This is a genomic window from Pseudomonas sp. Pso3 (genome assembly GCF_055393275.1).
Genome location: NZ_AP043687.1, coordinates 3,705,562 through 3,730,085, shown reverse-complemented (window position 1 = coordinate 3,730,085; position 24,524 = coordinate 3,705,562). Strand labels below are relative to the sequence as shown.

Here is a 24,524-nt window from a genome sequence, read left to right as displayed (position 1 = left end):
TCGCGTGTCTTAGTTGGCGACGATGTTGACCAGTTTACCCGGGACCACGACGACCTTGCGGATGGTCAGACCCTCGGTGAAGCGTGCCACGTTCTCGTTGGCGCGGGCGGCGGCCTCGATGGCGTCGCGGCTGGCATCGGCCGGTACTTCGATCTGGCCGCGCAGCTTGCCGTTCACCTGGATGACGATCTGCAGGCTGTCCTGCACCAGGGCGCTCTCGTCCACCTGCGGCCAGCGGGCGTCGATGACCGCGTCGCTGTGGCCCAGTTGCTGCCAGAGACCGTGGGCGATGTGCGGGGTGATGGGCGCCAGCAGCAGGGTGACGGCCTCCAGGCCTTCCTGCAGCAGACGGCGATCGGTGTCGCTGTCCTGGGCGGCCTTTTCCAGCACGTTCATCAGGGTCATGACCGCGGCGATGGCGGTGTTGAACTTGTGATGCTGACCGATATCCTGGCTAGCCTGACGGATGGCCAGGTGGATGGCACGGCGGACGTCCTTCTGGGCGGGCGACAGCTCGCCGAGGGCGCCGGCACTCGGCAGGCCCTGGCTCACGTGGGCCTGGGCCAGACGCCAGACGCGGCGCAGGAAGCGGCTCGCACCCTCGACGCCGGAGTCGGACCATTCCAGGCTCATGTCCGGCGGCGAGGCGAACATCATGAACAGGCGGCAGGTGTCGGCGCCGTACTGGTCGATCATCGCCTGGGGATCGACGCCGTTGTTCTTCGACTTGGACATCTTCTCGACGCCGCCGATTTCCACCGGCTGGCCGTCGCTCTTCAGGCGCGCCCCGATCACCTTGGCCTTGGCGTCGCGTTCCACCTCGACATCGGCCGGGTTGAACCAGTCTTTGCTGCCGTTGGGATTGGTGCGGTAGTAGGTCTCGGCCACCACCATGCCCTGGGTCAGCAGATTCTCGAAGGGCTCGTCGGAATCGATCAGGCCCTGGTCGCGCATCAGCTTGTGGAAGAAGCGCGAGTAGAGCAGGTGCAGGATGGCGTGCTCGATGCCGCCGATGTACTGGTCGACGGGTAGCCAGTAGTTGGCCTCTTCCTTGTCCAGCATGCCGCCGGTGAAATTCGGCGAGGCATAGCGGGCGAAGTACCAGGAGCTCTCGACGAAGGTGTCCATGGTGTCGGTTTCGCGACGGGCCGGCTGGCCGTTGCGCGGATCGACGGTCTCGTAGAATTCCGGCATGCGCGCCAGGGGCGAGCCGGCGCCGTCCGGCACCACGTCCTCGGGCAGCACCACCGGCAGCAGGTCGGCCGGCACCGGAATATCGACGCCATCGTCGCCGTGGATGATGGGGATCGGGCAGCCCCAGTAGCGCTGGCGGCTGATGCCCCAGTCGCGCAGGCGGAACTGGGTGCGCGGCTGGCCCAGGCCCTTGGCCTGCAGATCGGCGCCGATGGCGTCGAAGGCGGCGTCGTAGGCGAGGTCGTCGTAGGCACCGGAATTGATCAGGAAGCCTTCCTTGCTGCCGTACCAGTCCTTCCACTGCACCGGGTCGAACTGGTAGCGCTCGTATTCCTCGGGGCTGTAGTCGTCCGGATTGGCCAGCACCTGGGTGGCCTCGGCGGTATCCACCACCTGGACGATGGGCAACTGGTACTTGTTGGCGAATTCGAAGTCACGCTCGTCGTGACCGGGCACGGCCATGACCGCGCCGTCGCCGTAGTGCATCAGCACATAGTTGGCGACCCATACCGGCAGGCGGGCGTCGGTCAGCGGATGACGGACGAACAGGCCGGTGTCCAGGCCCTTCTTCTCCTGGGTGGCGATGTCGGCTTCGGCGACGCCGCCGCGCTTGCACTCGTCGATGAAGGCCTGCAGCTCGGCATTGCCCTGGGCGGCCTGGGTGGCCAGCGGGTGTTCCGCGGCCACGGCGACATAGGTGGCGCCGAGCAGGGTGTCGGGGCGGGTGGTGAAGACCTTCAGGGTACCTTCGGCGCCGATGCTGTCCTGGTCATAGGGGAATTGCACCTCCATGCCGCGGGACTTGCCGATCCAGTTGCGCTGCATGGTCTTGACCTGCTCTGGCCAGCCGGGCAGGCCGTCGAGGGAGGTCAGCAGCTCTTCCGCATAGTCGGTGATGCGGAAGTAGTACATGGGGATCTCGCGCTTCTCGATCAGCGCACCGCTGCGCCAGCCGCGGCCGTCGATGACCTGCTCGTTGGCCAGGACGGTCTGGTCCACCGGGTCCCAGTTCACCGTGCCGTTCTTGCGGTAGATGATGCCCTTCTCGAACAACTGGGTGAACAGCCACTGCTCCCAGCGATAGTAGTCGGGCTTGCAGGTGGTGACCTCGCGGGACCAGTCGATCGCCAGACCCAGGCTCTGCAGCTGGGACTTCATGTAGGCGATGTTCTCGTAGGTCCACTTGGCGGGGGCCACGCCGTTCTTCATGGCGGCGTTTTCCGCGGGCATGCCGAAGGCGTCCCAGCCCATGGGCTGCAGGACGTTCTTGCCCAGCATCCGCTGGTAGCGGGCGATGACGTCGCCGATGGTGTAGTTGCGCACGTGCCCCATGTGCAGCTTGCCGCTGGGGTAGGGGAACATCGACAGGCAGTAGAACTTCTCCTGGCCCGGGCGCATGGTGGCCTTGAAGGACAGATTCTGGTCCCAGAAGGACTGGGCGGCGGCTTCTATTTCGCGGGGCTGATAGTGTTCGTGCATGGGCGTGTCGAGGGCTGCAGAGGCGTTTGATCGAGCCGCCAAGCATACATGACCCCCCGAGCGCGGGGAAATGTCCCGGTCCGCCGCTTGTTTCGCACTCCGGGGGAGGCAGGGTTGGAAGGGCCGTACTAGGCTGTTCAAACGTCCGTTCAATTATTCGGGAGGATGATCGCCATCATGGGAAAGTTTCGACGCGAGTCCGAAAAGCTGCCCGTCGACGTGCGCCTGCAACGGCGCCTGGCGCTGGCGCTGGATGAGGCGGCTACCCAGGAGCGCCTCTATGACAAAGCCGATGAGGAAGTCGAGGTGCAGGGCCTGAGTCCGGCCGAATATGCCCTGGTCAAGCGCTGGCTGGCGCGCCATCAGGCGGCCGACGCCGCCATGGCCTGCTGCCTGGGCTGTGGCCGGGTCCAGCCGGCGGGTGCCTTCTGCCCGCGGTGTCAGGGCCGACGACTGCTGGTCGAGAGTCCTTCTGCCCCGGTCGGTGCTCCCCTACACTAGGCGCCGCCGCGACCCGGAGGTCGCCCCCGACCGGAGGGACCATGGGTCTGCGCTATTTCTTCAAGCAACTGCTGCTGCCACCGGGCGGCCTGCTGCTGCTCCTGTTGCTGGGCTGGTGGTTGCGTCGTCGCTATCCGCGCCTGGGGCTGGTCTGCTTCCTGGGCGGTCTGCTGGGGCTCTGGGCCAGTACCCTGCCGGTCGTGGTGGAGACCGGCGGGCGCCTGCTGGAGCGTGATGCCGCCCTGCCCGAGGCGCGCTGGGCGGACCTTGCGCAGCAGGCCGACGCCATCGTGGTGCTGGGCGCCGGTCGCGAAGTGGACGATCCGGGCTGGGCGGGCGATGCCGCCAGCCACCTGGCGGTGGAGCGGCTGCGCTATGCGGCGCGGCTGGCCAAGGCCAGCGGCCTGCCGGTGCTGATCACCGGGGGCTCGCCCCATGACCGTCCACTGAGCGAGGCGGCGCTGATGACCGAGGTGATGGAACGCGACCTGGGGGTGCCGGTGCGCTGGCAGGAAGGGGGCAGTCGCACCACCTGGGAAAACGCCACCTTGAGTGCGCCGCTGCTGCGCGAGGCCGGGGTCAAGCGGGTGGTGCTGGTGACCCAGGCCTACCACATGGCCCGTTCGCGCTGGTGTTTCGAACGGCAGGGCTTCGTCGTTGTGGCCGCGCCAATGGGCTTCATCGGCGTCGCCAATGCCCGGCCCTTCGGTGGCTGGCTGCCGGAAGCCAAGGCGGTCGAGCAGACCGCCCAGTTGCTCAACGAGGCCGCCGGGCTCTTGCTCTATCCGCTTGCCTATCGCTGACGCGTGCCTAGCTCTGGGTGACCACCAGCGGCGCCTCTTCCGGGCGATCCTGCCGACGCATTAGCAGACCCCACAGCAGCACCAGGGCGGAAAAGATCCCCAGCGGCCAGAGGCGGTAGTGCAGATAGGGCGTCAGGCCGTCCATGGGCACCACGGTGCCCTGCAGCACGCCGACCTCGAAGGCCGGGATCTGCCGGCTGATGCGACCGAAGGGATCGACCAGGGCGGTGATGCCGTCGTTGGTGACCCGTACCAGCCAGCGCCCGCTTTCCAGGGCGCGCATCTGCGCCATCTGCAGGTGCTGTTGCGGTCCGATGGACTTGCCGAACCAGGTGTCGTTGCTGATGGTGAGCAGCAGCTGACTCCGGGCCGCCATGCTGGCGACGAATTCCGGATAGACCACCTCGTAGCAGATGTAGGGCGCCACGCGATAGCCCTTCACCAGCAGCGGTTCCTGCTGCTCGGGACCACGGACGAAGTCGGACATGGGCAGGTCGAAGAAGCCGATCAGGCCGCGCAGGTAGTCCTGCAGCGGCACGTATTCGCCGAAGGGCACCAGCTTCTGCTTGTAGTAGGTGCCCGAACCGTTGCCGACCGCGGTGATGCTGTTGAAATAGCGCGAATCGCCGTCGGCGTCGCGTTCCCGCGCCGGCAGGCCGGTCACCAGGGCGCCGCCATGGGCCGCCACCTGGGCGCCTTCGGCGGCGAGGAAGTCACTGACGTATTCGCGCAGCACGGGAATGGCGTTTTCCGGCCAGACCACGAGGTCGGCATCGGTCTGCTCGGCGGTGCGGTCGCGATAGAGCGCCAGGGTGGCGCGGGCATGGTCGGGATTCCACTTGAGTTCCTGGGCGATGTTGCCCTGGACCCCGGCGACCTTGAGCGGCGCGCCGGCGGGTTGCGTCCAGACCTGGCCCTTGAAGACGTCGCCGGCCACCCAGGGCAGGGCCACCAGCACCAGGCCCGCGACCAGGGCGAGCGGCCGCATGATCAGGCGCGGGGCGTTGACCAGCAGCGCCGCGGTAAAGGCCAGCGCGGCGGAGATCAGCCAGACGCCACCCAGCGGCGCCAGGCCCTGCAGGGGGCCGTTGAGCTGGCTGTAGCCGAGCAGCAGCCAGGGAAAGCCGGTCAGCGCCCAGCTGCGGAACAGTTCCAGGGCGAACCAGAGGCCGGCAAAGGTGAGGGCGTCGCCCAGGGGCGCCTGGTTGCGTCTCAGGCACAGCGCCCAGAGCGCGGCCGGCAGGGAGAAGAACAGGGCGATACCGGCGCAGAAGCCTACGGTGAGAAAGAGCGCCAGGGGTACCGGCGCGGCGCCATAGGTGTGGATGCTGACGTAGATCCAGCTAGTGCCGGCGAGAAAGGCGCCGAAGCCGTAGCACCAGCCGCGCAGCAGGGCGCGCCAGACACCAAGACCCTTGAGGCCCAGGTAGAAAAGGGCTGCGGACAGCAGCGCCAGCGGCCAGATGTTGAAGGGGGCCAGCGCCAGGGGCGTGAGGGCACCAGCGAAGAGCGCCAGAAGGTTGCCCTTCCAGCCGGGTCGAGAGATCCAGCGCATCGAAAATCCTTGGTCCGATCGAGGCTGCGCAAGCTTACTCGCCGCCGCGGGGGAGTGCCAAAGGCGTGTGCGGGGGAGAGCGAGGCAGGTCGCAGTCGGGAGAGGGGAGAAGCTATCGCGGCCATGGCAGTCCGTTGCTACGGCCGCCCTGACTTGGGCTATCGCGGCCATGGGCCGCTCCTACGGGATGGTAGGAGCGTCCGCATCGGCGGACCGCCATGGCCGCGATTGAATGGATAGAGCGCTTGGCCCTCACCCCAGCCCTCTCCCAGAGGGAGAGGGGGTAAAGGCGCTACCGATTGACCGGGGTCACGCGCAGCAGGTGGATGCGGCGGCCGTCGGCGTTGAGCACGCGGAAGCGGAAGTCGTCGATCACCGTTTCCTCATTGCGCTTGGGCAGGTGACCCAGGCGATTCATCACCAGGCCACCGGCGGTGTCGGCCTCGGCATCGGCGAAACGGGTTTCCAGGGTTTCGTTGAGGGTCTCGATGGGGGTGAGCGCCTTGACCACGAAGTCGCCATTGGGCAGCGACTTGATGAAGCTCTCTTCCTCCACGTCGTGCTCGTCCTCGATCTCGCCGACGATCTGCTCGAGCACGTCCTCGATGGTGACCAGGCCGGCGACGCCGCCGTATTCGTCCACCACGATGGCCATGTGGCTGTGGGTCGAACGGAATTCCCGCAGCAGCACGTTGAGCCGCTTGGACTCGGGCACGAAGGTGGCCGGGCGCAGCACCGCCTTGAGGTCGAAGGTGCGCTCGTGGTCGAGCAGCAGCGGCAGCAGGTCCTTGGCCAGCAGCAGGCCGAGGACGTCGTCGGGGCCGTCGCCGATCACCGGATAGCGGGAGTGGGCGGCCTCGATCACCGCCGGCAGGAATTCCGCCGGGGTCTGGTGGGCGCGGATGCTGATGATCTGCGAGCGCGGCACCATGATGTCGCGTACCTGCAGGTCGGCCACCGAGATGGCGCCCTCGACGATGGACAGGGCTTCGCTGTCGAGCACCTTGTTCTCATGCGCCTCGCGCAGCAGTTCCAGCAGCTCCTGGCGACTCTTGGGTTCATGGGCAAAGGCCTGGACGATGCGTTCCAGCCAGGAACGATGCCCAGTGCCTGATCGATCTTCGTTCATGTGTGTGTCATTCACCGTAGGGATCGGGGTAGCCCAGTTCAGCGAGCAATTGGCGTTCCAGTTCTTCCATCTCTTCGGCTTCGTCATCTTCCAGATGATCGTAGCCGAGCAGGTGCAGGCAGCCATGGATGACCAGATGCGCCCAGTGCGCCTTGGCGGGCTTGCCTTGCTCGGCGGCCTCGCGCGCCACCACGGGGGCGCAGATCACCAGATCGCCGAGCAGGGGGATATCGAGGAATTCGTCCGGCACGTCGGCCGGAAAGGACAGCACGTTGGTGGCGTAGTCCTTGTGCCGCCAGGTGCGGTTGAGCTCGCGGCCTTCGTCTTCGTCCACCAGGCGGATGGTGAGTTCCGAGTCGCCCTGGCGGGCGCGCAGGGCCAGTTCACACCAGCGACGTAAGTCCGGCTCCTCGGGGAGGTCGGCCGCCTCGCTGGCGACCTGGACGTCCAGCTCAATCGCCATGGCGATCCTCTCCGTGAGCGCGCGGCTTGTCCTGCAGCGCCTCGAAGCGATCGTAGGCTTCGACGATGCGCTGCACCAGCGGGTGGCGCACCACGTCCTTGGACTCGAAGTGGGTGAAGCCGATGCCGGGCACGTCGCGCAGGACCTCGATGACGTGCTTGAGACCCGACTTGGTGCCGCGCGGCAGGTCGACCTGGGTAACGTCACCGGTGATCACCGCGGTGGAACCGAAACCGATCCGGGTCAGGAACATCTTCATCTGCTCGAGGGTGGTGTTCTGACTTTCGTCGAGAATGATGAAGCTATTGTTGAGGGTGCGGCCACGCATGTAGGCCAGCGGCGCGACCTCGATGACCTGGCGCTCGATGAGCTTGGCCACCTGCTCGAAGCCGAGCATCTCGTAGAGGGCGTCGTATAGCGGGCGCAGGTAGGGGTCGATCTTCTGCGCCAGGTCGCCGGGCAGGAAGCCGAGCTTCTCGCCGGCTTCCACCGCCGGGCGCACCAGCAGGATGCGACGGATCTGCTCTCGCTCCAGGGCGTCCACGGCGCAGGCCACGGCCAGATAGGTCTTGCCGGTACCCGCCGGGCCTATGCCGAAGTTGATGTCGTGATCGAGGATCGACTTGACGTAGCGCTGCTGATTGGCGCCGCGCGGGCGGATCATGCCCTTCTTGGTGCGCAGGGCCACGCTGGTGTCGCCGCCGCCGCGGTGCTCTTGCTGCAGGGCTTCCAGACCGGATTCCTGCAGGTAGAGGTGCACCAGCTCCGGGGCCACCGCGGTGCCGCTGGCGGTCTCGCGGTAGAGGCGCTGCAGGAGGTTCTGGGCCGCGCGGGTGCGCTCGGGATCGCCGACCAGTTCGAACTGGTTGCCGCGATTGCGGATCTCGATGCCGAGACGGCCTTCGATCTGGCGCAGATTTTCATCGAGCTGGCCGCACAGGTTGGCGAAACGGTCGGCATCGAAGGGTTCGAGGGTGAAATGCTGGAGCGTCTGGGGGGTATTCAAGGTGTGCTGGGAAACCCTTTGGATTGGCTTTACGAAAACTTGACGTAGCTTGAGAGTAACCTGCGTCGCGCCCTTGGCAAAGGGCGCGTGCGACCATCCATCAGGCCAGCGCGACGGCGACGGACGGGCGCGCACCGCTGGCGACGGGGGCCAGCAGGGTGCCGCGCAGGGAGTGCGGCAGGGCCTCGTCGATGTGCACCTGGACGAACTGGCCGATCAGGCTGGCGTCGCTGCAGCGGAAGTTGACGATTCGATTGTTCTCGGTGCGGCCCTGCAGCATGCCGGGATCGCGCTTGGAGAAGTCGCTCACCAGGATGGTCTGGACGCTGCCAGCCATGCGCCGGCTGATCTCGAAGCCCTGCTGGTGGATGCGCGTCTGCAGGATCTGCAGGCGCTGCTTCTTGAGTTCGTCGGGGGTGTCGTCGACCAGGTCCGCCGCCGGGGTGCCGGGGCGAGCGCTGTAGATGAAGGAGAAGGAGAAGTCGAAACCGACGTCCTCGATCAGCTTCATGGTCTGCTCGAAGTCCTTCTCGGTCTCGCCGGGGAAGCCGACGATGAAGTCCGAGCTGATGCAGATGTCGGGCACCGCCGCCTTGAGCTTGCGGATGCGCGACTTGTACTCCAGCGCCGTGTGGTTGCGCTTCATGGCCGCCAGGATGCGATCCGAACCGGCCTGCACCGGCAGGTGGACGAATTTGACCAGTTCCGGGATCTCGGCGTGGGCCTGGATCAGGGCGTCGGAGAATTCCAGCGGGTGCGAGGTGGTGTAGCGGATGCGGTCGATGCCGTCCACCGCCGCCACCACATAGAGCAGTTCGGCGAAGTCGGCGATGCGGCCGTCGCCGGTGGCGCCGCGATAGCCGTTGACATTCTGGCCCAGCAGGGTCACCTCGCGCACGCCGTGTTCGGCGAGATGGATGATCTCGGCGAGGACGTCGTCCAGCGGCCGGCTGACCTCTTCACCGCGGGTATAGGGGACCACGCAGAAGGTGCAGTACTTGCTGCAGCCTTCCATGATGGAGACGAAGGCGCTGGGGCCGTCGATGCGCGGCTCGGGCAGCCGGTCGAACTTCTCGATCTCGGGGAAGGAGATGTCCACCTGGGGCGCCCGGGTGGTGCGCGCGGCGTCGATCATTTCCGGCAGGCGATGCAGGGTCTGCGGCCCGAAGACCACGTCGACATAGGGCGCGCGATCACGGATGGCGGCGCCTTCCTGGCTGGCCACGCAACCGCCGACGCCGATCACCAGGTCGGGATTCTCCAGCTTGAGTTCGCGCCAGCGACCGAGCTGGGAAAACACCTTTTCCTGCGCCTTCTCGCGGATCGAGCAGGTGTTGAGCAGGATGACATCGGCCTCGGCCGGATTCTGGGTGACTTCCAGCGGCTCCCGTTCGCCGAGCAGGTCGACCATGCGCGACGAATCGTATTCGTTCATCTGGCAGCCATGGGTTTCGATATAGAGCTTCTTTGACATGCGCGGCAGGGAGTCGGTGGCGAGTGGACCGCGCATTATAATGATGGCCTTCCGGACGGGGAAGAGCCGCCCGGAAGGCGGTCGGTCTAGGCCTGGGCAGCGCCCTCCGGCAACCGGGCGATGACCTTGATCTCGAAGCGAAAGCCGGCCAGCCAGGTGGCGCCGACCGCGGTCACCGTGGGGTAGGGCGCCGTGCCCCAGTGCTCCAGCAGAACCGGCCAGATGCGTTCGAAGCTGGCTTCGGCATCGACCATGAACAGGGTGACGTCCACCACGTCGGCGAAGGAGGCGCCTGCCGCGGTGAGGACGGCGTCGAGATTGGCGAAGGCCAGGCGGACCTGATCTTCCAGCTCCGGCTCGGGCGAGCCATCGGCGCGGCTGCCGACCTGCCCGGAGACAAAGAGAAAGCCGTTGGAACGGATGGCCGGCGAATAGCGGTGCTGTTCGTAGAGGGCGTGGCGCTGGGCGGGAAAGACGACGTCGCGGGTCATGGTGGGGCTCCGGTGGGGATCGATGGAGCCACCTTAGGCGTCGCCCGCCAGGGGATAAACCCGGCCCGGCGGTCAGCATTGTTTGTACAATCCAAACAATCTCCTGGTGAGGAATCGGCATGGATCTGTTCGCCGCGATGCAGACCTTCGTGCGGGTGGTGGAAGCCGGCAGCTTCACCCGCGCGGCCGAGACCCTCGGCAGCAGCCGCACCCGCGTCACCCAGCAGGTGCAGCAGCTGGAAGCGCACCTGCAGGTGCGCCTGCTCAATCGCACCACCCGGCAGGTGCAGGTCACCGCCGACGGCGCCGCCTACTACGACCGCTGCCTGGGCGTGCTGGCGGCGGTGGACGATGCCGAGACGGGACTTTCGGTGGCCACCCGCGTGCCCCGTGGCCGCCTGCGGGTGGACGTGCCCAGTCCGCTGGCGCGGCTGATCCTGATCCCGGCCCTGCCGGACTTCTTCCAGCGTTATCCGGACATCCAGCTCGAACTGGGCGTCAGCGATCGTCAGGTGGATCTGATCGGCGACAACGTCGATTGCGTGATCCGCGGCGGGCGCATCCGCGAGCAGTATCTGGTGGCCCGACCGCTCGGGGCGCTGCAACTGGGGTGCTATGCCGCGCCGGCTTATCTCGCCGCCCAGGGTGTGCCGCTTCATCCCGCCGAACTGGCCGAGGTGCCGCACCGGGTGGTGCGGTTCCTCTGGGGGACGGGCAAGGGCTTTCCCTATGCCCTGCGGCGCGGGGACGAGCGCCTGGAGTTGCAGAGCCGGCACCGTCTGGAGGTGGACGACGGCAATGCCTGCCTGGCGGCGGGGCAGGCCGGGCTCGGCGTGGTCTGCCTGCCGCATTATCTGGCGGCGGAGGCGGTCGCCCGCGGCGAACTGGTCAGGCTGTTCGCGGACTGGCGGGTGACCCCCATGCCGCTGTATCTGGCCTTCGCGCCCAACCGTCACGTCAGCGCCAAGTTGCGGGCCTTCATCGACTGGGTGACGGCCCTGGTGGCCGAGCGGGCCTGGCTGGAAACCCCGGGCGAGCCCTGACGGCAGCCGGGGGCGACATGCTATGCTCGCCGCCCCCTTTTCCTCGGCGAACCCCGCGTCCACCATGAGCTCATCCCCCAGCAAGCCGGCCATCTACAAGGTCATCTTCGTCAACCAGGGTCAGGTCTTCGAGATCTACGCCAAGCAGATCTTCCAGAGCGATCTCTGGGGCTTCCTGGAGATCGAGGAACTGGTGTTCGGCGAACGCACCCAGGTGGTGGTGGATCCGAGCGAGGAAAAGCTCAAGGCGCAATTCGAAGGCGTGGTACGAAGCTTCGTACCCATGCATTCGATCATCCGCATCGACGAGGTGGAGCGTCTGGGCCAGCCCAAGATCAGCGAAGCCAAGGGCGGCACCAATGTCATGCCGTTCCCCATGCCCATGCCCGACAAGCCCTGACCGGGCTCGCGGTCAGTTCTGGGGCGGCTGGAAGGGATTGAGGTTGCCCGCGGTCTGCATGTCCTGCAGATAGTCGCGGAAAATCTGCCCCAGCACCTGGGTGGCCATCTCCAGCTCGTCCCGGCGCATCTGGGCGCTGACCAGGTCGGCGGTGTCCATGGCTTCGTCGTTGCCATTGATGGCGGCCATCTTCAGCACGATGTAGGCCTGGATGTTGTTGGGCGGTACACCCTCGCCGCGAAAGAACATGTTGCCGAGGCGATTCTGCGCATCGGCATTGCCCTTTAGCGAGGCCTGCTCGAACCACTGACGCGCCTGGTTCAGGTCCTTGGGCGTCTGCTTGCCTTCGTAGTAGAAGTCACCGAGTTCGTACTGCGCCTGGGAATCGCCGTCGTGGGCGATCTGCTGACAACGGGCGATCGCCTGCGCCAGGGCTTCGTTGGCCAGATTCAGGTTGCAACGGCTGGTGCTGGGGACGAGCAGCGAATTGCCTCCGGCCAGGGCGACCAGGGGCATCAGGATTAGGGCTGCGCACAGGGTACGACCAGCGCGGTGCATGAAGCGCCTCCACAAGCGAGGCAGGTTCGGAGAACCCGGTCGGCGAAACGCGCCGACGTCTCATTATGGGTCAAGCCGACGCACGCTTTCAAAACCTTTACGCGCAACGGCGGAACTTTTTTACCTGTGACGCCGGCCACTCAACTAGGTGTGAGGCCGGCAGGGCAGAGAGGTTCCGCAAGCGAGACGAATGACACCTAGTCCTTGAAGGTGGCGAAGGCGCGCTCGGCGGCGTCCAGGGTGATGCGCAATTCCTCGTCGCCATGGGCGATGGAGGTGAAGCCGGCCTCGAAGGCGCTGGGTGCCAGGTAGACGCCACCGTCCAGCATCAGGTGGAAGAAGCGCTTGAATCTCTCGCTGTCGCTGGCCATGACATCGCTGAAGGTGACGATGTCTTCGGCGCCGCTGAAGTAGAGACCGAACATCCCGCCCGCCTGAGTGGTGACGAAGGGCACGCCGGCGGCATCGGCGCGATCCTGCAGGCCCTGCAGCATGCGCGTGGTGTAGTCGGTCAGCTCGGCATGGAAGCCGGGGCGGCGGATCAGCTGCAGGGTGGTGAGGCCGGCGGCCATGGCCAGCGGATTGCCCGACAGGGTACCGGCCTGGTAGACCGGGCCGAGCGGGGCGATCTTTTCCATGATCTCGCGCTTGCCGCCAAAGCAGCCCACCGGCATGCCGCCGCCGACGATCTTGCCGAAGGTGGTGAGGTCGGGGCGGATGCCGTAGTGCGCCTGGGCGCCGCCCAGGGCGACGCGGAAGCCGGTCATGACCTCATCGAAGATCAGCACCACGCCGTACTGGTCGCAGAGGCTACGCAGTCCTTCCAGGAAGCCCGGCGCCGGCGGCACGCAATTCATGTTGCCGGCCACCGGCTCGACGATGATGCAGGCGATCTGGTCGCCGACCTTGGCCAGGGTTTCTTCCACCTCGCCCAGGTCGTTGTAGGCCAGGGTCAGGGTGTGCTGGGCGAAGGCCGCCGGCACGCCGGGGGAGCTGGGCACGCCCAGGGTCAGGGCGCCGGAGCCGGCCTTGACCAGCAGGCTGTCGGAGTGGCCGTGGTAGCAGCCCTCGAACTTGATGATGGTGTCGCGCCCGGTGTAGCCGCGCGCCAGGCGGATGGCGCTCATGGTGGCTTCGGTGCCGGAGCTGACCATGCGCACCATTTCCATGGACGGCACGAGCTCGCAGATGAGGTCGGCCATGGTGGTTTCCAGGGCGGTCGGGGCGCCATAGGAGAGGCCGTGTTCCAGCTGGCGGCGCACCGCGTCGAGCACGTCCGGATGGCTGTGGCCGAGAATCATCGGACCCCAGGAACCGACGTAGTCGACATAGCGCTTGTCATCCTCGTCGACGATGTAGGCGCCCTGGGCGTGCTTGAAGAACAGCGGCGTGCCGCCGACGCTCTTGAAGGCGCGGACCGGTGAGTTGACGCCGCCGGGGATGTGGCGCTGAGCCTGGTCGAAGAGTTGCGCGGAGCGGGACATAGGGGTCTCCTTGAATGGGATCAGGCCGCGAACAGCTGGGCGAAGGCGCGCGCGCGGCGCTCCACTTCGCCCGCGCTGGCGGCGGAAAACAGGCTGTGGACGACGGCGAGCAGATCGACGCCGTGGTCGAGCAGAAGCGGGGCGTTGTCCAGGGTGACACCGCCGATGGCGCAGACCGGCAAGGCGAAGCGGCTGCGGGCCTGGTCGAGCAATTCCAGGGGCGCCGGCGGGGCATCCGGCTTGGTACTGGAGGCGAAGAAGCGGCCAAAGGCCAGGTAGCTGACGCCGGCCTGGGCCGCGGCCTCGGCCAGTTCCAGGCTGGCGTGGCAGGTACCGCCAAGAATAGCGTCCGCCCCCAGGTCGGCACGGGCCGCGGCTAGGGAACCGTCTTCCTGGCCCAGGTGCAGGCCCACGCCCAGCCGGCGGGCCAGGGCGAGGTCGTCATTGATGATCAGCTGGGCACCGTGCTGGCGGCAGAGCTCGGCCAGGGCGGCGGCTTCGTCCTGGCGGCGACTGGCGTCCCCGGACTTGTCGCGGTACTGCACCAGCCGGGCGCCGCCTTGCAGGGCGGCCTCCACATAGGGCAGCAGGCGACCCTCGGCGAGCAGGGCGCTGTCGGTGATGGCATAGAGGCCGCGCAGCGGGCTCATGAGCAGAAGTCCAGTGGCAGGCGGCGCGGCACGTACTGGCCGCGACCGGGGCGCTCGGCGTCCCTCAGGGTGCGCCAGGTGTAGTCCAGAGCGCTGCGCACCGCGCTGGGCAGGGCTTCACCCAGAGCCAGGCGCCCGGCCAGGGTACTGGCCAGGGTGCAGCCGGAGCCGTGGTAGCTGCCGGGCAGGCGCTGGCAGACGTGGGTCTCGCAGCCACCGGCACGGTCATAAAGGCGGTTGTGCACCTCGTGTTCCTCGCCATGGCCGCCGGTGATCAGCAGGTGGGCGCAGAAGGGCAGCAGGCGCTCGGCGCACTGCTCCGGGGTGCCCTCGGGCAACTCGGCGAGGATGCGTGCCTCGGGCAGGTTGGGGGTGGCGATGGTGGCGCGTGGCAGCAGCCGTTCGCGGATGGCATAGCCGACCTCGTCCTTGCCCAGGGCGCCGCCGCCACCGGCGCGCAGCACCGGATCGCAGACCAGGGGTACGCCGGGCAGGGATTCCATGATCTCCAGCACCGTCTCGACCATCTCCACCGAACCGAGCATGCCCAGCTTGACCGCCGCCACCGGCAGGTCGGCGATGATCGCCCGGGCCTGGGCCAGCACCCACTCGCGATCCAGCACCCGGAAGTCGCGCACGTCGACGGTGTCCTGCACGGTCAGGGCAGTGACCGCCGGGGCGGCATGGCAACCCTGGGCGAGCAGGGCTTCGATGTCGGCCTGCAGGCCGGCGCCGCCACTCGGATCGTGGCCGGACAGGCAGAGGACGACGGGACGTTGGGGTTCGAGGGTCATGGACGTCAGCCTAGCAAAGGAAAAAGGGGCGCAGCGGCCGGGCGCCGCAGGGAGTGGCACCCTACAACGACCTCGCGCCCCGCGCCACCCGTTGACATGGGACCCGCATCGGGACGAAGGAACTCCGCTGCCGGTTGGGTAGCCGATATACTGCACCTTTGCTCAGGTAAGGCGATTCTATGGCGTTGTGGCGGTTGTTGCGTGATTTCTTCCTGCGCCAACGGCGTGCCTACGGGACTGCCATCCTCTGCCTGCTGGGCGTCGGCCTGCTCAACCTGACCCTGCCCTGGTGGATCGGCAAGGCCATCGACGCCTTGCGCGCCGGCGAGCTGGATCAGACCGGGCTGCTCTGGCGCGTCGCCCTGATCGTGGCGGTCGGCTGTGGCCTCTATGTGCTCCGCTATCAGTGGCGGGTGCGGCTGTTCGGCACCTCCTACCAGGTCGGGGTGGAATTGCGCGACGCCTTCTTCGCCAAGCTGGCGCGGCTGGATCCCGGATTCTTCCAGTCCAGTCGCACCGGTGATCTGCTGGCCCGCGCCACCCAGGACATCGACGCCGTGGAGACGGCCGCCGGCGAAGGGGTGCTGGCCAGTTTCGACGGCATGCTGACCCTGCTGCTGGTGCTGCTGGCCATGTTCATCGGCATCGACGCGCCCCTGGCCGCCCTGGCGCTGTTGCCCTTTCCCTTCATGGCCTGGGGCTTCTATCGCGTGGCGCGGCGGGTGCAGCAGCGCTTCGGCCTGGCGCTGGCCGGCTTTTCCGCCCTCAACGACCGCACCCAGGAAGCCTTGAGCGGTCTGCGCATGCTGCGCCAGCACGCCCTGATCGAAGCCGAGCTGGACGACTTCGACGCCCGCGCCCGCAGCGTGGCCAAGGCCGACTACCAGGTGCAGCGCACCGAGGCGCGCTACGAGCCGATCATCTTCGTCGCCCTGAGCCTCGCCACCCTGCTGACCCTGGTCATGGGCAGCTGGCGCTATCTCGACGGCCATATCACCCTCGGCCAGCTGACCAGCTTCAGCCTCTATCTGGTGCAGCTGATCTGGCCGATGTTCGCCATCGGCTGGTGCTTCAACCTCTTGCAGCGCGGTGAGGCTGGAGCACGTAGGCTGGAAGAGGTGTTCGCCGTCACCGAGCGCATCCGCGACGAGGGCACCCAGACGCCACCGGACCAGGCCGATCTATCGGTCTACATCCCGGCCTTCACCTATCCCCAGGCGCGTCAGCCGGCCTTGCAGGACGTGGTCATCGACCTGCCCGCCGGCGATACCCTGGGCATCGTCGGTGCCACCGGCAGCGGCAAGAGCACCCTGCTGCGCCTGCTCTTGCGCCAGTTTCCGCTGGAGCAGGGCTGCATCCGCCTGGGCGGGGTGCCGCTCGAGGAGTATCGACTGGGCGACCTGCGCGCCCAGTTCGCCTATGTGCCCCAGGATCCCTTCCTGTTCGCCCGCACCCTGGGCGAGAACGTCGCACTCAGTCGCCCCGACGCGACCGCCGGAGAGATCCGCGAAGCCCTGGACGCCGCCGCCTTCGGCACCGACCTGGCGGCCTTGCCGCAAGGGCTGGACACCCCGGTGGGCGAGCGTGGCCTGACCCTTTCCGGTGGCCAGCGCCAGCGGGTGGCCCTGGCCCGGGCGCTGCTCTCGCCGGCGCCCATCCTGCTGCTGGACGACACCCTCTCGGCGGTGGATACCGCCACCGAAGCCCGCCTCTTGAAGACGCTGGCCGGGCTGCAGGGGCGTACCACCCTGATCGTCAGCCACCGGCTCTCCGCCGTGCAGCAGGCCGACGAGATCATAGTGCTCGACCAGGGCAGCCTGGTGGAGCGGGGCCGGCACGCCGAGTTGCTCGCCGCGGGCGGGCTCTATGCCCGACTCTGGACGCTGCAGCAGGCGGAGGAGGCCAGCCAATGACCAAGACCCGCGTGCTCTCGCTGCTGCTCAAGCCGGTACTGGCCAATCCGCGCAAGCTGGCCGGCACCCTGGCGATCCTGGTCATGGCGACCCTGTTCGATGTCCTGGGACCCTGGCTGACCAAGCACTACCTGGACAACTACCTGGTGCCCCACGACCTGCGGCTCTGGCCGCTGGTGGGCCTGGTGGCGGCCTATGTGGTCTCCCAGGGCCTGGCCGCCTACGGTCGCTACCTGCAATCGCTCAGATTCGCCGAGATCGCCATGGACGTGGTGCTCCTGCAACGGCGCCGGCTGTTCCGCCACGTGTTGAGCCTGCCGCAGAGCTTCCACGACCGCACCGCCACCGGCGAACTGGTGGCGCGGGTCACCAACGACACCGACGCCCTGCGCGAACTCTATGTGGCCTTTCTCGGCAACATGGTCGGCAACATCGTGCTGCTGATCGGCATCCTGGTGGCCATGGCCCTGCTCGACGTACGGCTGATGGCCATCGCCGTGCTGCTGATCCCGGCGGCCATGCTGATCGTCTGGGCCTATCAGCGATACAGCGGGGCGGCGGCCATGGAGGTCAGGATGCTGCGCGCCGAGCAGAGCGCCCGCCTGGGCGAGGCCATCGGCGGTATGGGCCTGTTGCAGGCTTTCAACCAGACCGAGCGCTTCCGCCAGGATTTCCAGCGGCTCAATCAGGCGCAGTACGGCGCCCGCATGCGCACCATTCGCGTCTCCGGGCTCCTGCTGCGTTCGGCACTGGATCTGGTCAGCGTGGCGGTGCTGGCGGTGCTGCTGCTGGTCTACGGGATGGGCCATCTGCAGGGCGGCGCCGAGATTGGCGTGCTCTATGCCTTCGTCACCTACCTGGGGCGGGTGACCGAGCCGCTGATGGACATCACCCAGAGATTCAACCTGTTCCAGCAGGCCACGGTGGCCGGTACCCGCCTGCTGCACCTGCTGGAAGAGAAGCCGGCGCTGAGCGGCGAAGACGACCGGCCCATCGCGACCGCGCACTTCCACCTCGACGGGGTGCGCTTCCGCCATGCCGGCGCCGGGCACGACACCCTGCACGGCATCGATCTGGACATCCCTCCGGGCACCTTTCTCGGTATCGTCGGGCCCACCGGCAGCGGCAAGTCGACCCTGCTCGACCTGCTCGCCGGGCTGCAGCCGGTCACCGGCGGCCACCTCTGCCTGGACGGCCGCGAGCTGGGCAGCCTGACCCCGGAGGTGCTGGGCGCGGCCCTGGCCAGCGTGCCCCAGGAACCCTTCATCCGCTCCAGCAGCCTGAGGGACAACCTCTTGCTCGGCAGCCAGGTGCCGGACGCGCGACTGCGCGAAGCCCTGGCCGCCGCCCACCTGGACGACCTGGTGGCGCGTCTGCCGGAGGGCCTGGATACGCTACTGGGCGAGCGCGGCTTCACCCTGTCCACCGGCGAGCGGCAGCTGCTGGCGCTGGCGCGGGCGCTCTTGCGCGAACCCAAGGTGCTCTTGCTCGACGAGGCCACCGCCAGCATCGACAGCGCCACCGAGGCACGGCTGCAGGGGGCGCTGGACGAGTTGCGCGGCCAGGTCACCCTGATCGTGGTGGCGCACCGGCTCTCCACCATCCGCCATGCCGATCGCATCCTGGTGCTGCGCGATGGGCGCAAGGTGGAGGAGGGCAGTCACGAGGCCCTGCTGCAGCGACCCGACGGCCACTATCGGCGCCTGTGGGAGCAGCACGCCCAGGGGGAAAAGACGCTATAGCGGGGGAAGCCGTTGTAATGCAGGAGTGTTAGGGTGTCAGCTATAGCAGTGCCCCAACAAGGAAACTTGCATGACCTCCGTACCCGAGGATTTCACCGTCGTTGCCACCGCCAGCGAGGCGGTGGACCGTCTCGCGGCGCTGCATCAGGAGGCCACCCAGGCCCTGGATGCCGCCCTCAAGCGCTATCTCAAGGATCGCGTCGAGCCCAGCGCGGCCGAGCGCGAGCTGTTCCGCTATCCCGAGATCCGCATCCGCTATCGCGCCCCCGGCGTGCCGCCGGCCACCACCCGCGCCTACGCCAAGATCCAGCTGCCCGGCACCTATGTGGCCACCGTGACCCATCCGGCGGCCTTTCGCGGCTATCTGCTGGAACAGCTCGAACCGCTGATGCGCGACTATGACGTCCAGGTCGAGATCGGTCGCAGTCGGCAGGACATCCCCTATCCCTATGTGGTGGAGCAGGGCGACGAACTGGCCGGCAGTGGCGTGACCGCCGCCGAGCTGGCGCGGGTCTTTCCCAGCACCGATCTCTCCGCCGCCCACGACGACATCGCCGACGGCCACTACGACTGGGAGCGCATCGATCCGCTGCCATTGGCGCTGTTCGACGCCGCCCGCACCGACTTCTCGCTGCGTCGCATCGTCCACTACACCGGCAGCGACTGGCGCCACGTGCAGCCCTGGATCCTGCTGACCAACTACCATCGCTACGTCGACCAGTTCATCCAGCACGGCCTCGAACAGCTGCGCAGCGATCCGCGCTTCGAGCGCCTGGTGCTGCCGGGCAACGTCATCATCGAACGCGACATGGACCCGACCGAGGCCCAGGCGGTCATCGCCGCTATCGCCTGGCATCGCTTCCAGATGCCGGCCTACCACCTGATCGCCAGCGACGGCCATGGCGTCACCCTGGTCAACATCGGCGTCGGCCCGTCCAACGCCAAGAACATCACCGACCACCTGGCGGTGCTGCGTCCGCACTGCTGGCTGATGATCGGCCACTGTGGCGGCCTGCGGCAGTCGCAGACCATCGGCGACTATGTGCTGGCCCACGCCTACATGAGACGCGACGGCATCCTCGACCGTGTGGTGCCGCCGCACATCCCCATCCCGGCGCTGGCCGAGGTGCAGGTGGCGCTGCAGGAAGCCGCCGCCAGCGTCACCGGCGAACGCGGCGAGGCGCTCAAGCGCCGCCTGCGCACCGGCACCGTGCTGACCTACGACGACCGCAACTGGGAGCTGCGCTGGGCCCAGGAACGCCCGCTGATCAACCTGGCGCGCGCCGTGGCGGTGGACATGGAGAGCGGTACCATCGCCGCCCAGGGCTATCGCCTGCGGGTGCCCTACGGCACCCTGCTGTGCGTCTCCGACAAGCCCCTGCACAGCGAGATCAAGCTGCCGGGCTCGGCCAACGCCTTCTATGCCCGCGCGGTGAGCCAGCACCTGGCGATCGGCATCGCTGCCCTGGACCAGCTGCGCACTCAGCTCGACTCCCTGCACTCGCGTAAGCTGCGCAGCTTCGACGAGCCGCCGTTCCGGTAAGGGTTGGGGTTGGGCCTGTTGGGCTTCGCTGCGCTCAACCCAACCTACGAAGGCGATAAGACCCAGCTCGATTGGTCCAGAGTCGCGCGGATGGCCCCCTCTCCCTCTGGGAGAGGGCTGGGGTGAGGGCACGCCTCGGCACCGAAAGTCTCGGTGGAAAAGGCTGCGCCGTTTTCCACGCTACGGTGCTGACCAGGCCAGAGAGTCGTTCGGACGACCCCTTCTCCCCCTGGGAGAGAGCTGGGGTGAGGGCACGCTTCGGCACGGAAAGTCTTAGTGGAAAAGGCTGCGCCGTTTTCCGCGCTACGGTGCCATGGCCGCGATCGCCCAGCTCCACCGTCAAAGCCCGACGATGGCGCTATCCGGCCTCCTGATTACCCGCGGGGAAACCTCCTGTCATCGCCCCCCAGGAACATCTCGGCGCCCGCTCCGGTCGGTTGCAGGAGAGGGGTGAGTCCGTGCGCGTCACCGTTCGGTAAAGATCATGGATTTAACATTGATCTCTGAGGCGTCTGGCCCTAAAGTTCGCGCCCGAACGTCCATGCTGGAAACGATCCATCCGGCTCAAGTACCGACGACGAGACAGCGAGGTCAACGCCAGTACGCGTTGACCTTTTTGCTTTCGGCGATGTGCCTTGGGAAGTAGGCGAACCAAAGTGGGGAAACGGATTAGGCGTTCAGAACACCCCCTCCTTCAATTTGTTCTGCCCATCGGGAGTCCGACGCATGTCCATCAAGGTCGAAGATTACTATTCTCGCGAAACCTTCCAGAAGATGAAGGCCTTCGCCGACCAGCATGAAACCCCCTTCGTCGTCATCGACACCGCCACCATCGGCCGGGCCTATGACGATCTCGTTGGCAACTTCCCGTTCGCCAAGATCTACTACGCGGTCAAGGCCAACCCGGCCATCGAGATCACCGAGTTGCTGCGCGACAAGGGCTCGAACTTCGACATCGCCTCCATCTACGAGCTGGACAAGGTGTTGTCCACCGGGGTCGAGCCGGAGCGCATCAGCTACGGCAACACCATCAAGAAGTCCAAGGACATCCGCTACTTCTACGAGAAGGGCGTGCGCATGTTCGCCACCGACTCCGAGGCCGACCTGCGCAACATCGCCAAGGCCGCCCCGGGCTCGCGCATCTATGTGCGGATCCTCACCGAAGGCTCCAACTCCGCCGACTGGCCGCTGTCTCGCAAGTTCGGCTGCCAGCCCGACATGGCCCTGGATCTGCTGATCCTGGCCCGCCAGCTGGGCCTGGAGCCCTATGGCATCTCCTTCCATGTTGGCAGCCAGCAGCGCGACATCGACGTCTGGGACGCCGCCATCGCCAAGGTCAAGGTGATCTTCGAGCGCCTCAAGGAAGAAGACGGCATCACCCTGAAGATGATCAACATGGGCGGTGGCTTCCCGGCCAACTACATCCAGCGCACCAACAGCCTGGAGACCTATGCCGAGGAGATCATCCGTTTCCTCAAGGAAGACTTCGGCGATGAACTGCCGGAAATCATCCTCGAGCCGGGCCGTTCGCTGATCTCCAACGCCGGCATCCTGGTCAGCGAAGTGGTGCTGGTGGCGCGCAAGTCGCGTACCGCCGTGGAGCGCTGGGTCTACACCGACGTGGGCAAGTTCTCCGGCCTGATCGAAACCATGGACGAATCCATCAAGTTCCCGATCTGGACCGAGAAGAAGGGCGAGATGGAAGAAGTCGTCATCGCCGGGCCGACCTGCGACAGCGCCGACATCATGTACGAACACTACAAGTACGGCCTGCCGCTGAACCTGGCCAGCGGTGACCGCCTGTACTGGCTGTCCACCGGTGCCTACACCACCAGCTACAGCGCGGTGGAATTCAACGGCTTCCCGCCGCTGAAGGCCTTCTACCTCTAAGGTCTTCCCGCGGTAGTCGAGCCCGCGTCCCATCAGGGACGCGGGCTTTTTCATGCCTGTGGAAAAGCCCTGTGTCAGGCGGTTTTCCGGATTGTTAAGAATAATTTACATTCGCTATGGATTTGATAATCGTTTGCAAATAGAATCGCGCCGCATTCACATAAGGAGGCGGCCCGCCATCATGTCCAAGGAAATGTCCTCGCTGTCCCAGCGCCGTTTGCTGGTTTCTACCTTCAGTGTTGCCGTCGCTTCGCTGTCCCTCGGGACTCAGGCCCAGGACGCCAAGGAGCCGGTGACCCGATTGGAAAGTCTGACCATCGAAGGTCAGGCGCAGCAGGAAGGCTTCAAGGCCGAGCAGTCCGCCTCGCGCAAGTACACCGCGCCCCTGCTGGACACCCCCCAGACCGTCACCGTGGTGCCGGCGCAGGTCATCCAGGACCAGCAGGCCCTGAGTCTGAGATCGGTGCTGTCCAACGTATCCGGCATCACCTTCAACGCCGGCGAGGGCGGTGGTGGCTCCGGCGACAGCATCAATATCCGCGGCTTCAGCGCCAACTCGAACATCCAGATCGATGGCCTGCGCGACAGCACCCAGACCAACCGTACCGACACCTTCAACCTGGAGTCGGTCGAGGTCATCAAGGGCCCCAACTCGGTGTTCGGCGGCGCCGGCACCACCGGTGGCTCCATCAACCTGATCAGCAAGAAGCCCCAGGAGCGCCAGTTCACCCGCATCGGCGCGGGCCTGGGCACCGACAGCTATCGCCGCCTGACCCTGGACACCAACCAGCCGTTGCAGGGCGTGGGTACCGACAGCGCCTTCCGCCTGAATCTGATGGCGCACGAGAACGACGTGCCCGGCCGCGACCAGATCGATCGCGAGCGCTGGGGCATCGCGCCGTCGCTGGCCCTGGGCCTGTCGGACGATACCCGCCTGACCCTGAGCTACTTCCATCAGACCGACAACAACCAGCCCGACTACGGGGTGCCGGCGCTCAACGGCAAGCGCCTGGGCGGGGTGGATCGCGATGCCTATTTCGGCTTCAAGAACATCGACAAGGAAGACATCAACAACAATGTCTTCACCGTGGAGCTGGAGCACCGCTTCAACGACAACCTGAGTCTGCAGAACCTGACCCGCTACAGCCGCATCGAGCGCGACGTGGTGATCTCGGCGTCCCACGTCAACCTGGGTGGCGTGGCCGCGGGTCGCTATCGCCCGGCCGGTCCCCAGGGCTATGGCCGCGACGTGACCTCGGAGATGTGGATCAACCAGACCAACCTGACCGGCAATGTCGATACCTTCGGCCTGGGTCATTCCTTCGTGCTGGGCGCCGAGTTCTCCCGCGAGGACTACGACCGCGACACCTACAGCTATGGCCTGACCTTCCCGGCCGCCGGCTATTCCCTGGCTGCGCCGCCGGAGCGCTATGACGGCGCGTCCGACAAGCAGACCTCGGCCATCGCCAACAACGTGCTGACCGACAAGGCGCTCTATGCCTTCGACACCATTGCCCTCAACGACTACTGGGATCTGAACCTGGGCCTGCGCTACGACTGGTTCGATGGCGACAGCGACACCACCCCGGTCGCCAACGGCGTGCGCGGCGCCAAGACCAAGCTGAGTTCCGATGACGCCAAGTTGAGCGGGCGCGCCGGCCTGGTGTTCAAGCCGGCTCCGAACGGCCGGGTCTACGTGGCCTATGGCACCTCCTTCAATCCCTCGGCGGAAAGCCTGACCTCCACCGGCGCCGGGCTGAGCGCCGCCAACCAGGATCTGGGTCCGGAAAAGAACAAGACCTGGGAGCTGGGCACCAAGTGGGAATTCCTCGACAAGCGCCTGGAGCTGGACGGCGCGCTGTTCCGCGTCGAGAAGAGCAATACGCGGGAAACCCTGGCCGACGGCAGCACCGCCCTGGCCGGCAAGCAGCGCGTGCAGGGCATCGAGCTGGGCGCCACCGGACGGATCACTCCGCAGTGGAACGTCTACGCCAACTTCACCTTCCTCGACAGCGAGACGCTCAAGGCCGCCGACACCCTGGACGGCCGCAATCGTGAAGGCCAGGCGCTGGCCAACACTCCGCCGCGTTCGCTCAATCTCTGGACCACCTATGAGCTGCCGGCCGGCTGGCGGGTGGGCTATGGCGCCCGCTACGTCAGCGAGCGCAACGTCACCTCCAGCAACGACGGCGCCAAGCTCGACGACTACTGGCTGCACAACGCCATGGTCGGCTATCGCGTCAATCGCAATGTCGACCTGCAGCTCAACGTCAACAACGTCTTCGACAAGGACTATGTGGAGCGGGTGCGTTCGCAACTGGGCGTAAGCACCCGGTCGTCGGCCATCGAATACGGCGATGCCCGTTCCGCCATCCTGACCGCGACCTACAGCTTCTGAGGTCGCCTGCAGCA

At 66.7% G+C, this 24,524-nt stretch carries 20 protein-coding genes; 9 read left to right on the top strand and 11 right to left on the bottom strand.

Annotated elements, in window-relative coordinates:
- Positions 1–9 precede the first annotated feature (9 nt).
- Positions 10–2,673, bottom strand: coding sequence for a leucine--tRNA ligase (gene leuS / locus ACZ5R1_RS17575; protein WP_464712621.1), 2,664 nt, complete (start codon positions 2,671–2,673; stop codon positions 10–12).
- A 177-nt stretch (positions 2,674–2,850) separates the two neighbouring features.
- On the opposite strand from leuS, the gene ACZ5R1_RS17570 reads away from it, so the two are divergent.
- Positions 2,851–3,174 (top strand): hypothetical protein, encoded by a 324-nt coding sequence (locus ACZ5R1_RS17570; protein WP_231501056.1) that lies wholly within the window; start codon positions 2,851–2,853, stop codon positions 3,172–3,174.
- A 41-nt stretch (positions 3,175–3,215) separates the two neighbouring features.
- Positions 3,216–3,977, top strand: coding sequence for a YdcF family protein (locus ACZ5R1_RS17565; protein WP_197850909.1), 762 nt, complete (start codon positions 3,216–3,218; stop codon positions 3,975–3,977).
- Between the two features lie 7 nt (positions 3,978–3,984).
- On the opposite strand, the gene lnt is transcribed toward ACZ5R1_RS17565, so the two are convergent.
- The 6 genes from lnt to ACZ5R1_RS17535 form a co-directional block, all read right to left on the bottom strand.
- Positions 3,985–5,532 carry an apolipoprotein N-acyltransferase gene (lnt, locus tag ACZ5R1_RS17560; RefSeq protein ID WP_464712620.1) on the bottom strand — a complete coding sequence of 516 codons (1,548 nt, stop codon included), beginning with the start codon at positions 5,530–5,532 and terminating at the stop codon, positions 3,985–3,987.
- 292 nt (positions 5,533–5,824) lie between these two features.
- Positions 5,825–6,661: an HlyC/CorC family transporter gene (locus tag ACZ5R1_RS17555; RefSeq protein ID WP_007159650.1), complete on the bottom strand. Its 837-nt coding sequence runs from the start codon at positions 6,659–6,661 to the stop codon at positions 5,825–5,827.
- A gap of 7 nt (positions 6,662–6,668) precedes the next feature.
- Entirely contained in the window at positions 6,669–7,124 is a 456-nt protein-coding gene (ybeY, locus tag ACZ5R1_RS17550) for an rRNA maturation RNase YbeY (RefSeq protein ID WP_027602488.1), read from the bottom strand.
- Positions 7,114–8,130, bottom strand: coding sequence for a PhoH family protein (locus tag ACZ5R1_RS17545; RefSeq protein ID WP_027597188.1), 1,017 nt, complete (start codon positions 8,128–8,130; stop codon positions 7,114–7,116). The genes ybeY and ACZ5R1_RS17545 overlap by 11 nt, the downstream gene beginning before the upstream one ends.
- A gap of 100 nt (positions 8,131–8,230) precedes the next feature.
- Complete coding sequence (gene miaB / locus ACZ5R1_RS17540) at positions 8,231–9,604, bottom strand: tRNA (N6-isopentenyl adenosine(37)-C2)-methylthiotransferase MiaB (RefSeq protein WP_288461956.1); 1,374 nt, start codon at positions 9,602–9,604, stop codon at positions 8,231–8,233.
- 86 nt (positions 9,605–9,690) lie between these two features.
- Positions 9,691–10,095 carry a RidA family protein gene (locus ACZ5R1_RS17535; RefSeq protein ID WP_027597187.1) on the bottom strand — a complete coding sequence of 135 codons (405 nt, stop codon included), beginning with the start codon at positions 10,093–10,095 and terminating at the stop codon, positions 9,691–9,693.
- A gap of 119 nt (positions 10,096–10,214) precedes the next feature.
- Between ACZ5R1_RS17535 and ACZ5R1_RS17530 the strand changes: the two genes are divergently transcribed.
- Together ACZ5R1_RS17530 and ACZ5R1_RS17525 are read left to right on the top strand one after the other, a co-directional pair.
- Positions 10,215–11,138 carry a LysR family transcriptional regulator gene (locus ACZ5R1_RS17530; protein ID WP_464712619.1) on the top strand — a complete coding sequence of 308 codons (924 nt, stop codon included), beginning with the start codon at positions 10,215–10,217 and terminating at the stop codon, positions 11,136–11,138.
- Between the two features lie 64 nt (positions 11,139–11,202).
- Positions 11,203–11,538 (top strand): DUF1820 family protein, encoded by a 336-nt coding sequence (locus tag ACZ5R1_RS17525; RefSeq protein WP_007159644.1) that lies wholly within the window; start codon positions 11,203–11,205, stop codon positions 11,536–11,538.
- A gap of 12 nt (positions 11,539–11,550) precedes the next feature.
- Here ACZ5R1_RS17525 and ACZ5R1_RS17520 read toward each other — a convergent pair whose 3' ends face one another.
- From ACZ5R1_RS17520 to ACZ5R1_RS17505, 4 genes are all read right to left on the bottom strand, one after another.
- The gene (locus tag ACZ5R1_RS17520; RefSeq protein ID WP_027597185.1) at positions 11,551–12,096 is read right to left on the bottom strand and encodes a tetratricopeptide repeat protein; all 546 of its coding nucleotides are present in this window, start codon (positions 12,094–12,096) and stop codon (positions 11,551–11,553) included.
- 197 nt (positions 12,097–12,293) lie between these two features.
- A complete protein-coding gene (hemL, locus tag ACZ5R1_RS17515) occupies positions 12,294–13,580 on the bottom strand; it encodes a glutamate-1-semialdehyde 2,1-aminomutase (RefSeq protein ID WP_027597184.1) in 1,287 nt (428 codons plus the stop codon).
- A 20-nt stretch (positions 13,581–13,600) separates the two neighbouring features.
- On the bottom strand, positions 13,601–14,230 hold the full coding sequence (gene thiE, locus ACZ5R1_RS17510; RefSeq protein WP_027597183.1) for a thiamine phosphate synthase: 630 nt from the start codon (positions 14,228–14,230) through the stop codon (positions 13,601–13,603).
- Positions 14,227–15,024: a hydroxymethylpyrimidine/phosphomethylpyrimidine kinase gene (locus tag ACZ5R1_RS17505; protein WP_007159640.1), complete on the bottom strand. Its 798-nt coding sequence runs from the start codon at positions 15,022–15,024 to the stop codon at positions 14,227–14,229. The genes thiE and ACZ5R1_RS17505 overlap by 4 nt, the downstream gene beginning before the upstream one ends.
- 179 nt (positions 15,025–15,203) lie before the next feature.
- Here ACZ5R1_RS17505 and ACZ5R1_RS17500 point away from each other — a divergent pair, with 179 nt between their 5' ends.
- The 5 genes from ACZ5R1_RS17500 to ACZ5R1_RS17480 all read left to right on the top strand — a co-directional run bounded on the left by ACZ5R1_RS17500 (position 15,204) and on the right by ACZ5R1_RS17480 (position 24,510).
- Complete coding sequence (locus tag ACZ5R1_RS17500; RefSeq protein ID WP_027597182.1) at positions 15,204–16,937, top strand: ABC transporter ATP-binding protein; 1,734 nt, start codon at positions 15,204–15,206, stop codon at positions 16,935–16,937.
- Positions 16,934–18,679, top strand: a complete 1,746-nt coding sequence (locus ACZ5R1_RS17495; RefSeq protein ID WP_181084203.1) for an ABC transporter ATP-binding protein — start codon at positions 16,934–16,936, stop codon at positions 18,677–18,679. Before ACZ5R1_RS17500 ends, ACZ5R1_RS17495 begins: the two co-directional genes overlap by 4 nt.
- Positions 18,680–18,749: 70 nt before the next feature.
- Positions 18,750–20,222: an AMP nucleosidase gene (gene amn, locus ACZ5R1_RS17490; protein WP_042136257.1), complete on the top strand. Its 1,473-nt coding sequence runs from the start codon at positions 18,750–18,752 to the stop codon at positions 20,220–20,222.
- Positions 20,223–20,948: 726 nt separating this feature from the next.
- A complete protein-coding gene (locus ACZ5R1_RS17485) occupies positions 20,949–22,112 on the top strand; it encodes a type III PLP-dependent enzyme (RefSeq protein WP_027597179.1) in 1,164 nt (387 codons plus the stop codon).
- A 181-nt stretch (positions 22,113–22,293) separates the two neighbouring features.
- Positions 22,294–24,510 carry a TonB-dependent receptor gene (locus tag ACZ5R1_RS17480; protein ID WP_464712618.1) on the top strand — a complete coding sequence of 739 codons (2,217 nt, stop codon included), beginning with the start codon at positions 22,294–22,296 and terminating at the stop codon, positions 24,508–24,510.
- Positions 24,511–24,524 lie beyond the last annotated feature (14 nt).